The 11806-nt window shown below is 61.5% G+C and carries 9 protein-coding genes; 5 read left to right on the top strand and 4 right to left on the bottom strand.

Annotated elements, in window-relative coordinates; all coding sequences use genetic code 11:
* The first annotated feature begins 31 nt into the window (after positions 1 to 31).
* Positions 32 to 337 carry a 7(1) septoil knot domain-containing protein gene (locus DX908_RS03810; RefSeq protein WP_116391120.1) on the top strand — a complete coding sequence of 102 codons (306 nt, stop codon included), beginning with the start codon at positions 32 to 34 and terminating at the stop codon, positions 335 to 337.
* Positions 338 to 389: 52 nt separating this feature from the next.
* Here DX908_RS03810 and DX908_RS03805 read toward each other — a convergent pair whose 3' ends face one another.
* Both DX908_RS03805 and DX908_RS03795 read right to left on the bottom strand, forming a co-directional pair.
* Complete coding sequence (locus DX908_RS03805) at positions 390 to 2393, bottom strand: acetyl-CoA carboxylase biotin carboxylase subunit (RefSeq protein WP_116391119.1); 2004 nt, start codon at positions 2391 to 2393, stop codon at positions 390 to 392.
* Between the two features lie 279 nt (positions 2394 to 2672).
* Complete coding sequence (locus DX908_RS03795) at positions 2673 to 4277, bottom strand: carboxyl transferase domain-containing protein (protein ID WP_116391117.1); 1605 nt, start codon at positions 4275 to 4277, stop codon at positions 2673 to 2675.
* Positions 4278 to 4457: 180 nt separating this feature from the next.
* Here DX908_RS03795 and DX908_RS03790 point away from each other — a divergent pair, with 180 nt between their 5' ends.
* From DX908_RS03790 to DX908_RS03775, 4 genes are all read left to right on the top strand, one after another.
* Positions 4458 to 5834 carry a DUF1800 domain-containing protein gene (locus DX908_RS03790; RefSeq protein ID WP_158548461.1) on the top strand — a complete coding sequence of 459 codons (1377 nt, stop codon included), beginning with the start codon at positions 4458 to 4460 and terminating at the stop codon, positions 5832 to 5834.
* 3 nt (positions 5835 to 5837) lie between these two features.
* On the top strand, positions 5838 to 7019 hold the full coding sequence (locus tag DX908_RS03785) for a DUF1501 domain-containing protein (RefSeq protein WP_116391115.1): 1182 nt from the start codon (positions 5838 to 5840) through the stop codon (positions 7017 to 7019).
* 79 nt (positions 7020 to 7098) lie between these two features.
* Positions 7099 to 8262 carry an isovaleryl-CoA dehydrogenase gene (locus tag DX908_RS03780; RefSeq protein WP_116391114.1) on the top strand — a complete coding sequence of 388 codons (1164 nt, stop codon included), beginning with the start codon at positions 7099 to 7101 and terminating at the stop codon, positions 8260 to 8262.
* Between the two features lie 84 nt (positions 8263 to 8346).
* Positions 8347 to 9624: a serine hydrolase domain-containing protein gene (locus tag DX908_RS03775; protein WP_116391113.1), complete on the top strand. Its 1278-nt coding sequence runs from the start codon at positions 8347 to 8349 to the stop codon at positions 9622 to 9624.
* Here the strand turns inward: DX908_RS03775 and fcl are convergent, their stop codons facing one another.
* Both fcl and gmd read right to left on the bottom strand, forming a co-directional pair.
* The gene (gene fcl / locus DX908_RS03770) at positions 9625 to 10578 is read right to left on the bottom strand and encodes a GDP-L-fucose synthase (protein ID WP_116391112.1); all 954 of its coding nucleotides are present in this window, start codon (positions 10576 to 10578) and stop codon (positions 9625 to 9627) included.
* Positions 10578 to 11651: a GDP-mannose 4,6-dehydratase gene (gene gmd / locus DX908_RS03765; protein WP_116391111.1), complete on the bottom strand. Its 1074-nt coding sequence runs from the start codon at positions 11649 to 11651 to the stop codon at positions 10578 to 10580. Before gmd ends, fcl begins: the two co-directional genes overlap by 1 nt.
* Positions 11652 to 11806: the final 155 nt, after the last annotated feature.

The raw sequence follows: 11806 nt of genomic DNA, 5'->3' as shown, positions 1-11806 counted from the left end.
CGTTGCGCGATCAGAAGACCGGAGGTCGTTGATGATCGCGCTTGCACACCCGATTCTCAGCTTTTTGGCTGGTTTGAGCGCCGTTTCCGCGGCGGATTGTTCCTTCAAAGGGATCGAGCTGAAGGGGAAGGTTCAGTTCGTTGAGTCCTTCCCGGACATCAAAATCCAGTATGTCGACTCGTTCCCTGACATCAAAGTGAAGTTCGTTGAGTCATTCCCCGACGACTGCGGGGAATGGCAGGTCGTTGAATCCTTCCCGGATTTCAAGGTGCAGATTGTGACCTCGTTTCCGGACGTCAAGGTTCAGGTCGTCGACAGCTTCCCCGGCGTGAAATGACGCTTCCCCTTTTGAGGGGAGAAGCATTCCTTTCATCCGCCTGCGGCGGGTTTTACTCCGCCGCCTCGAACTCGACCAACAGGTCGCCTTCCTTCACCTGATCGCCCGGTGAGAACCGGTAGGCTTTGAGGACCCCGGCGGCGGGCGCCTTGATCGAGTGCTCCATTTTCATCGCCTCCATGACGAGGAGAGAGGCGCCTGCGGCGATCTCATCGCCCGGCTTGGCGTTCAACAGGGTGACGATGCCAGGCATGGGCGCGGTGAGGGAGCCTTCGGCAGAGCCTTCGCTCTGTGCGCCCGTCAGGGGATCAACAAGGCGGATATCGAACTGCTCCGCCCCCAGCCAGATCCGCACGCCCTTGCCGTGCCGGGCCGCTTTCGCCGTCAGGCGTCGGCCATTCACCGTCAGGCTGATCTCGCCATTCGCGGCGCGGCTGCCGGTGAAGGTAAAGCTTTGCGCCGGTTTGGCCTCGCGTCCCTCGCGGCGTGCGGCGGCGGAAGCATCAGGCTCCAGCACCGCGCGATAGCCGTCTTCCTCTTGGTAGAGATGAAACAGCGCGGGCTCGCCGTCGTGCTCCAGCCAGAGGACTTCATGTGCCGCGCGATTGAGCCGGAAGGCAGGCGCTGCCGGGGCATCGGGTACATGACGGAGGAATAGGGCAGCCGCGGCCCAAACCGGTGCATCGGGCGCGGGCTCGTCAAAAAGCTCACTGCCGTGATGCTCGATAAACCGGGTGCTGACCTCACCGCGCGCGAATTTCGGATGCTGGGCCAGCCGGTGCAGGAAGGGGGCATTGGTCTCAAGCCCCGCGACGCGGGTTTCCTCCAGCGCCATGACAAGGCGGTTGAGGGCAATGCTGCGCCGCGCGCCATGGGTGATGATCTTCGCGATCATCGGATCATAATGCGGTGTGATCGTCTGGCCTTCTTCGACCCCTGAATCGATGCGCGCGCGGCCGCCCGGTAAATGCAGGGTCGTGAGCGTGCCGATGGAGGGCGCGAAGTTCTGGCTTGCATCTTCCGCATAAAGACGGGCTTCGAAGGCGTGGCCCAGCTCGACAATATCTTCCTGCCGGTAGGGCAGGCCATCTCCGCTCGCAATGCGGAGCTGCCATTCAACGAAATCGAGGCCCGTGATCATTTCAGATACAGGGTGCTCGACCTGCAGACGCGTATTCATCTCCATGAAATAGACCTGACCGCCATCCTGGCCGCCCGTGTCATAGAGAAACTCGACCGTGCCCGCGCCGCGATAATTGACGGCCTTGCCCGCATTGACGCCCGCTTCGAGCAGCTTTGCGCGTACGGCGGGCGGCAGGTCCGGGGCTGGAGCCTCCTCGATGATCTTCTGGTGCCGTCTCTGCACGGAGCAGTCACGCTCGAACATGTGAACGACATTGCCCTTGCCGTCGCCGAAGATCTGGACTTCGAGGTGACGGGCATGGGGGACATATTTCTCGATCAGGAAGCGCTCATCGCCAAAGGCGGATTTCGCCTCACGCCGCGCGGAATCGAGCGTGTCGGCAAGGTCTGCTGCATTCTCCACCATCCGCATGCCTTTGCCGCCGCCACCGGCGGTCGCCTTGAGAAGGACGGGATAGCCGATGCGCTCCGCCGCATCGCGGAAGGTCCGCAGGGATTGATCCTCACCCTGATAGCCGGGCGTGACGGGCACGCCCGCTTCTTCCATCAGGTCTTTCGCGGCGGATTTGGAGCCCATGGCGCGGATCGTCTCGGCCGTCGGGCCGACAAAGATGATGCCTGCGTCTTCCACGGCCTCGGCGAAATCGGCGTTCTCGGAGAGAAAACCATAGCCCGGATGAATGGCATCAGCGCCGGTTCGCTTGGCCGCGGCGATGATCTTCTCGGCGATGAGATAGCTCTCGGCGGCGGGGGCGGGGCCCAGATGGATTGCCTCGTCACAGAGCCGCACATGCGGCGCGTTGCAGTCGGCATCGGAGAAGACGGCAACCGTCCGTACCCCCATGCGGTGGGCAGTGCGGGCGATGCGGCAGGCGATCTCGCCTCTGTTGGCAATGAGCAGTTTGGTGATCATGATTTTACTTGTGCATGGAAGTTAACTTCATGCCCTATCAACTTGGATAAATCAGTACTGTAACTAAAGTCGAGAACTATATCTCTAAGGCTTTCTCGAGGCTTCTCTGTGAGCCTTAGACGAGCTTCGCCCTTCACCTTGAAAGTTTGGCTATTGATCTCAATCAGGTCGCCAGGCGAAACTTGGCCGTGCCATCCGTGAACTGTAAATACAGTTCCAAGTTTATCCAGTGGATGTATGGCAACTAGGTGAACCGGATTTTCCATTTTCTAGTTATCCTCACATCCTGAACAGGCCGAATTTGGTCTCTTCGACCGGGGCGCTCATCGAGGCTGAAAGACACAGGCCCAAGACATCACGCGTCTGGGCGGGGTCGATGATCCCGTCATCCCAGAGCCGGGCCGATGAATAATAGGGCGAGCCCTGACGGTCATAGCCTTCGCGGATTTCGTCCTTGAACTTCTCTTCGTCCTCGGCACTCCATTCCTCGCCTTCCTTCAGACCGCCGCGGCGGACCTGTGCGAGGACGGAAGCTGCCTGCTCGCCGCCCATGACGGAGATGCGGGCATTGGGCCACATGAACATGAAGCGGGGCCCATAGGCGCGCCCGCACATGCCGTAATTGCCTGCGCCATAGGAGCCACCCACGACGACGGTGAATTTCGGCACCCGCGCCGTCGAGACGGCGGTGACAAGTTTGGCGCCGTCCTTGGCGATGCCGCCATGTTCCGCCCCCTTGCCGACCATGAAGCCGGTAATGTTCTGTAGAAAGAGCAGCGGGATTTTCCGCTGACAGCACAGCTCAATGAAATGGGCGCCTTTCTTGGCGCTTTCGGAGAACAGGATGCCATTATTGGCGATGATGCCGACTGGATAGCCCCAGAGATGGGCAAAACCCGTCACCAGTGTTGAGCCGTAAAGCGGCTTGAACTCGTCAAAAACGGAGCCATCAACCAGCCGCGCGATGATCTCACGCGCGTCATAGGGCTTGCGCGCATCGGTCTCGACAACGCCGTAAAGCTCCTCAGCAGGATAAAGGGGCGGGGTGGGTTCGGCCATGACGACCTCGCCCTGTTTCACCCAGTTGAGGCGGGAGACGATCTGGCGGGCAAGGCCCAGCGCATGGTCATCATCCTCGGCGAGATAGTCGGCGACGCCGGAAATCCGCGTATGGGTATCGCCGCCGCCAAGGTCTTCGGCGGTGACGTCCTCACCCGTTGCGGCCTTGACCAGCGGCGGGCCGCCGAGAAAGATGGTGCCCTGCTTTTTGACGATGACGGCTTCGTCCGCCATGGCAGGGACATAGGCGCCGCCGGCGGTGCAGGAGCCATGCACGATGGCGATCTGCGGAATGCCTTGCGCGGACATATTCGCCTGATTGAAGAAGATGCGCCCGAAATCGTCCTTATCGGGAAAGACTTCATCCTGCATCGGCAGGAAGGCGCCGCCTGATTCGACGAGATAGATGCAGGGCAGGCGGTTTTCGGCAGCGATCTCCTGCGCACGCAGGTGCTTTTTCACCGTCATCGGATGATAGGTGCCGCCCTTCACCGTCGGGTCATTGGCGACGATCATGCATTCGGTGCCCTCGATGCGCCCGATCCCGGCGACGACACCGGCGCTCATCACGTCCTTTGAGTACATCTCCCAGGCGGCGAACTGGCCGATCTCAAGGAAGGGCGCGCCGGGGTCGAGCAGTCGCGTGATCCGCTCGCGAGCGAGCAGCTTGCCGCGCGATTTGTGGCGCTCGGAATAGCGCTCCCCGCCGCCCCCTGCGACCTCTTGCGCCCGGGCCTTCAGCTCCTCGACCAGCGCCTTCATGGCGGCACTGTTGCGGGCATAACTTTCGCTTCTGGTGTCGATGCCGCTGGTCAGGACCGGCATAGGCTTCCCCTTGTTCTAATCTTTTCCAGCGCCCCTATCACCGGCAGGCGGGGGCGGCAACGAGGGGGGCGAGCGGCGCCTGATACGTTTCGGGACAGAACGGAACGCTTTCAGACTTGCTCTGGCTGCGCGGGCGGAGGACACTTCAGCAACCCGGGACAAGGGAGTGGGGAGGATCACGTGACCTCAAAAGACGCATTCATTGCCGCGCACCGCTTCGGGCTTGGCCCCCGGCCGGGCGATCTGGCGCGGCTGCAGCGGGACCCCAAGGCCTGGGTGATGGCCCAGATCCGCCGCGAGCAGGAAATTCCCGCCGCGCTTCGGCAATTCACCGGCAGCCGCGAGCGGCTGGAGGCCATTACCGGCGCCGCCGATGCCGAGAAGGGCGCCCAGAAGATGAGCGGGCGCATCGCGCGCGAGGTTGCGGTGCCCGAGCTGACCGAGCAGTTCTCCGAACGCATCCGCAGCGAGCAGCCCTTTACCGAGCGCATGGTTGCCTTCTGGGGCAATCATTTCTCCGTAGGCCGCCAAAAGGGCTATAACCGCTCGATTGCCTCGGCCTATGCGACCGAAGCGATCCGTCCCCATATTTTCGGGAAATTCTCGGACCTGTTGTTTGCCGCCGAGACGCATCCCGCGATGCTGATCTATCTCGACAATATCCTCTCGGTGGGGCCGAATTCGCCCTTTGGGAAAAGACGGAAACGGGACATCAACGAGAACCTCGCCCGTGAGATCCTTGAGCTGCATACGCTCGGGGTCGATGGGGGGTATACGCAAAAAGATGTCGAGGCGCTGGCCGCGATCCTGACCGGCTGGGCGATCCCGAACCAGCGCTATGCGCGGCAATCCGCGCGGCTGGAGAAGAACCTCAACCGTGAGGTCGAGGAGCGTTTCGGGCCGGGCTCCTTCTTCTTCCTGCTGCATGAGCCGGGGGCGAAGACCTTGCTCGGCAAGATCTATCAGGAGGGCGGATCGGCCGAGTTCCGGCAGGTCGCGCTTGACCTCACGCGGAATCCTTCGACGGCGCATTTCATTGCGACAAAGCTCGTCCGGCATTTCGTTGCCGACAATCCGCCTGAGGATGATGTTGCCCGTATCGCAAAAGTCTTCCGCGACACCGAGGGTGATCTTGCGGAAGTTACCAAGGCTGTCGTCGGCCTCGATAGTGTCTGGGCCGACCCGCTGCCCAAGGCGAAATCCCCGCAAGATTTCGTGGTTGCCTGCCTGCGGGCGCTGGCGCGGGAAGAGATTACGACCATGGCGCTGAACGGTGTCCTGATGCAGATGGGGCAACAGCCATTGGCTGCGCCGTCACCGCAGGGCTGGCCTGATACGGCGGAGGCCTGGGTTGCGCCCGGCTCACTGATGCGGCGGATCGAATTTGCGCGCGAGCTGGCGACCAAGGTCGGCAACCGTTTGGCCCCGGATGTTTTCCTTAACTGGACGCTCGGCGATGTCGCGTCAGATGAGACAAGAGGCCTCGTCCGCGGGGCGCCTTCCGGGGAGGAGGCGATCGCCTTCATCCTTGCGTCACGTGAATTCCAGAGGAGATAAGCGATGAGCTATGACAGACGCGATCTTCTGAAACTGATGGGGGCGGCGAGCCTTCTGCCGGGGGCGTCACTGGCGCTGGGCCGGGCACCAACCGACCGCAGGCTGATCATCATCTTCCAGCGCGGGGCGCAGGACGGTCTTCAGGCGCTCGTCCCCCATAGCGATCCTCTCTACTACCGCTACCGGCCGGGCATCGCGATCCCGAAACCAGGCACGGCGAATGGCGCGCTCGATCTGGATGGCCGCTTCGGCCTCCACCCGGCGCTGACAGAGTTCCATAAGCTGTGGCAGGCGGGCGACCTTGCGCCGATCCCGGCGATTGCCAGCCGCTATCGTGAGCGGTCGCATTTTGACGGCCAGAACCTGATCGAGAATGGCTCGGGCACGCCCTTCGGCGCTAATGACGGTTTTCTGAACCGCGCGCTGCAGGGTTTTGATGATGCCGACGCTCGGCTCGGCATGGCGTTTGGCTACACGGTTCCGCTGGCCTTGCGTGGTGAGGCCGGGGTGCGGAGCTGGTCGCCCAGCACCTTCCCCGAAGCCGATGGCGATTTCCTGATGCGCCTTGCCGACAGCTACCGGGACGATCCGGTGTTTGCCCAAGCCATCGAGGAAGGCATCGCGCCGATGGAGGGGATGGCCGATCTCTCCCAGCGCGAGAAACGACAGGCTGTCCGGGCACAGACAATGGCGCCCGCCGCGCAAGCTGCTGCCGATGCACTGTCCACCGCCGATGGCCCGCGCATCGCGCTGATCGAATCGAATGGCTGGGACACCCATAATGCGATCACGGGCCGTCTCGACCGGCTGTTTGCCGATCTTGATCAGGCCATGGGCATCCTGCGCACCGGCATGGCCGATGTCTGGGACGACACGCTGATCATCACCATGTCGGAATTCGGCCGCACAGCGAGGGAGAATGGCTCCGCCGGAACCGATCACGGCACGGGCGGCGTCAGCTTTGTCGCTGGCGGTGCGGTCGAGGGCGGGAAGATCCATGGCGGCTGGCCGGGCCTTGGCGAAGGCGCGCTTTACGAGGACCGCGATGTCGCGCCGGTCAATTCGCTTGAAAGCCTGCTGAAAGCGGCGCTCGGCCCGCATATGGGCCTGCCCATGACCTATCTCGACATGATCGTCCTGCCGGACAGCGACGCCATCGGCCCGATGAAGGGGCTGTTGGGATAGGCTGCGCGGCAGCCCGTCCCCTTGCATCGCGGGCCGCCCCGTTCCAAAGCCTCCCTCAATAAACAGGAGGTGTAGCGCCATGGGACACGGGCCTTTTCTGAATTTCGGTCTCGACGAGACGGTCGAGGAAATGCGCGAGATGGTGCGCCGCTGGACGGCCGACCGGCTGGCTCCCCGCGCCGAAGAAATCGACGCGAAGAATGAATTTCCGCGCGAGCTGTGGCCGGAGCTGGGCGAGCTGGGCCTTCTCGGTATCACCGCGTCAGAGGAATATGGCGGCACGGGGCTCGGTTATGTCGCTCATGTCGTCGCGATGGAGGAAATCTCGCGCGGCTCGGGCTCGGTGGGGCTTTCTTACGGCGCACATTCGAACCTCTGCGTAAACCAGATCAATCTGAACGGCAGCGAAGAGCAGAAGAAGAAATATCTGCCCAAGCTCTGCTCTGGCGAGCACTTAGGTGCGCTCGCCATGTCCGAACCCGGTGCGGGCTCCGATGTCGTCTCGATGCGCCTGCGCGCGGAGAAGCGCGGCGAGCATTATGTCCTCACCGGCAACAAGATGTGGATCACGAATGGTCCGGGGGCGGACACTCTGGTCGTCTATGCCAAGACCGAACCAGAGGCGAAATCCAAAGGCATCACCGCCTTCATCATCGAAAAGGGGATGAAGGGCTTCACGACCGCCCAGAAACTCGACAAGCTCGGCATGCGGGGGTCAGACACCTGCGAGCTCGTGTTCGAAGAATGCGAAGTGCATGAGAGCCAGATCCTCGGCGGTGAAGGGCAGGGCGCCCGTGTGCTGATGAGCGGGCTAGATTACGAGCGCACGGTGCTCGCCGGTGGGCCGCTCGGCCTGATGCAAGCCGCGATGGATGTCGTCATGCCTTACGTCCATGAGCGCCAGCAATTCGGCACGCCGATCGGTCAGTTCCAGCTGGTGCAGGGCAAAATCGCCGACATGTATTCGACGATGAATGCCTGCAAAGCATATGTGTATGCAGTGGCGGCGGCCTGTGACCGGGGCGAGACAACCCGGCAGGATGCAGCGGGCTGTATTCTTTATGCGGCGGAAAAGGCAACGCAGGTCGCGCTCGATGCGATCCAGCTTCTTGGCGGCAATGGCTATATCAATGAATATCCGACTGGCCGGTTGCTGCGAGATGCCAAGCTCTATGAGATTGGCGCGGGCACATCCGAGATCCGCCGTATGCTGATCGGCAGGGAGCTGTTCAACGCGACGTAAGGCATTTTCACGCCTCCTCTTGCAAATACTAATTTATTAGTTTATGTGAGTTCTGCCCGGTAAGTGAGCAGAGCAGGGGGCTTTATGTCTGTGAAACGTCTTTTGCTGGGCGGCCTTGTGGCCGTGCTCGCACTCGTCCTCTGGATCGCCTGGCCCATCTATGGGTTCTTTTCGATCGGCAACGAGGCATGGCGTCTGCCCTTTGGCTGGATGGAGGTGCCTGATGAGGCACCGCAATTCTCAACTGCGCTCGACCCTCGTTACGAGGAAGCCGGAGAGGCGGCTCTGGCCGCGTTTGAAGCGCGCCGGGATACGCTCAATCTGCCGAGCTATTCGGCAGCTATTGCCGTGCACGGAGAGATCGTCTGGCTCGGCGGAACCGGATGGAGCGATATCCGCAAAGACAAAGCCGTAACGCCCGATACCCAATACCGGATAGGCTCAACATCAAAGCCGGTCTCAGCGACGCTGCTGGCACGACTGGTCGCGGATGGGACGGTCGATCTCGACACGCCAATCGGCAGCTATGCTGAACTTCCCAATCCGGCATGGGAGGCGATGACCCTGCGCCAGCTTTCTTCCCATACGGCGGGTCTGCCGGGTTATGCCGAGAACACGGATGCAATTGGCGCCTATCGCTCGGCCCGTCTTGGTCGTGGTGTGCCGACGCTGGACAAGGCGATCACGATTTTTGATAGCTCGGATCTTCTCTTTGAGCCGGGGACGGATTTTTCCTATTCGAGCTTCGATGTCCTTCTTGCGGCTTATGTTCTCACGCAAGTGACGGGCGTGCCCTATCGCGAGCTGATCAAACGTGAACTGATCGACGAGCTGGGCCTCAAATCTCTCATCGCGGATGACGTCAAAAGCGAGACCAAGGCGGTTGCCTATCAGGCCCGGCGCGGGCTCCCGACAGAAGTGCGCGACGAGCCTGTGATTGAGCAGGTCAAACCGTGGCGGCGGGTGGATCTCAGCCAGAAACTCCCCGGGGGCGGCTGGGTCGCAACGCCGTCCGCTCTGGTGCTGATCGGCAGTGCATGGCTCGATGAAGGCTACCTGCCAGCGGCGGTTCGCGAGGATTTCTTCACGCCTGTTCGGATCGCCTCAGGAGAGGTGAATGAGCAGGACTATGCGGTCGGTTGGCGCCGCCGGGTCTGGGATGTGCCGGGCGTGGGAGAGGTTCTGAACCTCAATCATGGCGGCGTCTCGAAAGGCTCACAGGCATGGCTGATGGTCCTGCCAGAGCATGACATGGCGATTGCCTTCACAACAAATACGATCACGCATGAATTCGGCGCCTTCTCCAGCGTGCTGACGGATATTCAGGCGGCCTTCATCCCGGTGGCGATGGGGGCGGAGTAACTACCCCTCCGGGTGTTCGGCGCGGAACGCCTCATAGGCCTGCGCGAGGCCATCACGCAGGGAGATAGACGGTGACCAGCCCATACTGCGGAGCTTGTCGGCACTCATCAGCTTGCGCGGTGTGCCGTCCGGCTTTGTCCGGTCATGGGTCAGCTCGCCCTCGAACCCGACGACGCCCATGACCATCTCGGCAAGCTCTTTGATCGGCAGATCTTCGCCTGAGCCGACATTGACATGCTCGTCGTCGGAATAGTGCTTCATCAGGAAGACGCAGGCGTCGGCGCAGTCATCGGCATGGAGGAATTCGCGGCGCGGCGTGCCCGTGCCCCAGATTTCCATGCCGCCCGCGCCATCGGCTTTGGCGCGGTGCGCCTTGCGCAGGAGCGCCGGGATCACATGGCTGGTCTCGAGATTGTAATTGTCGCCGGGGCCGTAAAGGTTCGTCGGCATGGCGGAGATAAAATCATCCCCATGCTGACGGCGATAGGCCTGGCAGAGCTTGATCCCGGCAATCTTGGCAATCGCATACCATTCATTGGTCGGCTCCAGCGCGCCGGTGAGGAGCGAGTCCTCGCGGATCGGCTGGTCTGCGAATTTCGGATAGATACAGGAGGAGCCGAGGAACATCAGCTTGCCGACGCCCACCTCATGCGCGCCATGGATGAGGTTCGCCTCGATCATCAGATTGTCGTAGAGAAAATCCGCCGGGTAGATATCATTGGCATGAATGCCGCCGACCTTCGCCGCCGCGACGAACATGGCGTCGGGCTTTGTCTGTTCGAGAAAGGCACGGGTCGCCGCCTGATCAATCAGGTTCACCTCAGCGCGCGTCGCGGTGATGATCTCGGCGCAGCCTTCAAGCTCCAGCCGCCGCACAAGGGCGCTGCCGACCATGCCGCGATGCCCCGCGACATAGACTTTTTTGCCAGCCAGATCGTAGAGCTGCTCGGTCATCAGTCCTCGCCGTAAACGCGGGTCTCATGCTCGCGGGCGACGACCTTGAGGTCTTCGCGCACCATTTCCTCGACCAGTTCGGAGAAGGAGACCTTGTGCTCCCAGCCGAGCTTGGCTTTTGCCTTGGAGGGATCGCCAAGGAGCTGGTCGACTTCCGCGGGCCGGAAATATTTCGGATCGATGCGCACGATGATGTTGCCGGTCTCAGCGTCCTTGCCGACTTCGTCCGTGCCCGTGCCTTCCCAGGCAATCGTGGTGCCGACATGGTGAAACGCCAGCTCGACGAACTCGCGGACCTTATGCATCTCGCCGGTGGCAAGGACGTAATCGTCAGGCTCGTCCTGCTGCAGCATCCGCCACATGCCTTCGACATAGTCTTTTGCATGACCCCAGTCGCGTAGCGCATCGAGATTGCCGAGATAGAGACAGTCCTGCCTCCCCAGCTTGATCGCGGCAACGGCGCGGGTGATCTTCCGTGTCACGAAGGTTTCACCGCGCAGCGGGCTTTCATGGTTGAAGAGAATGCCGTTCGAGGCATGCATGCCATAGCTCTCGCGGTAGTTCACCGTGATCCAGTAGCCATAGAGCTTAGCTGCGCCATAGGGCGAGCGCGGATAAAAAGGCGTCGTCTCTTTTTGCGGGACTTCCTGCACCTTGCCGTAAAGCTCGGAGGTCGAGGCCTGATAGAATTTGGTCTTCTTCTCCATGCCGAGAATGCGGATGGCCTCAAGCAGGCGCAGCGTGCCGATGGCATCTGAGTTCGCGGTATATTCAGGTGTCTCGAACGAGACCTGCACGTGGCTCTGGGCGCCCAGATTGTAGATCTCGGTCGGCTGGGTCGACTGGATCAGGCGGATGAGGTTCGTCGAATCGGTGAGGTCGCCATAATGCAGGAAGAACTTCGTCCCCGGCAGATGCGGGTCCTGATAGATCGGGTCGATCCGCTCAGTGTTGAACGAAGACGACCGGCGCTTGATCCCGTGAACTGTATAGCCCTTCTCCAGAAGGAGGCGGCTGAGATAGGCGCCATCCTGACCTGTGACCCCGGTGAGAAGCGCAACTTTATCCGACATATCAATCTGCTCCCGCGAACGTGCATTCCCCCTGCTGCTAGCGCGCCTTGCGGGAAATGCCACCCCGAAAGGGCCCTTGCTGTTCAAATGAGGCGGTTTTTTGCCTTGCTGCGGGAAGCTCATTACGTTCCGGGCGGGCTTCCGTAAGAGGAGCC

Source organism: Parvularcula marina, from assembly GCF_003399445.1.
In the GTDB taxonomy this organism is placed as follows: domain Bacteria; phylum Pseudomonadota; class Alphaproteobacteria; order Caulobacterales; family Parvularculaceae; genus Parvularcula; species Parvularcula marina.
This window is presented reverse-complemented; position numbering and strand designations above follow the sequence as displayed.

Bases quoted from the DNA above. Each gene is read 5' to 3' on its own strand.
- DX908_RS03810 (WP_116391120.1), top strand. From the start codon at position 32: ATGATCGCGCTTGCACACCCGATTCTCAGCTTTTTGGCTGGTTTGAGC.
- DX908_RS03805 (WP_116391119.1), bottom strand. From the start codon at position 2,393: ATGATCACCAAACTGCTCATTGCCAACAGAGGCGAGATCGCCTGCCGC.
- DX908_RS03795 (WP_116391117.1), bottom strand. From the start codon at position 4,277: ATGCCGGTCCTGACCAGCGGCATCGACACCAGAAGCGAAAGTTATGCC.
- DX908_RS03785 (WP_116391115.1), top strand. From the start codon at position 5,838: ATGAGCTATGACAGACGCGATCTTCTGAAACTGATGGGGGCGGCGAGC.
- DX908_RS03780 (WP_116391114.1), top strand. From the start codon at position 7,099: ATGGGACACGGGCCTTTTCTGAATTTCGGTCTCGACGAGACGGTCGAG.
- DX908_RS03775 (WP_116391113.1), top strand. From the start codon at position 8,347: ATGTCTGTGAAACGTCTTTTGCTGGGCGGCCTTGTGGCCGTGCTCGCA.
- fcl (WP_116391112.1), bottom strand. From the start codon at position 10,578: ATGACCGAGCAGCTCTACGATCTGGCTGGCAAAAAAGTCTATGTCGCG.
- gmd (WP_116391111.1), bottom strand. From the start codon at position 11,651: ATGTCGGATAAAGTTGCGCTTCTCACCGGGGTCACAGGTCAGGATGGC.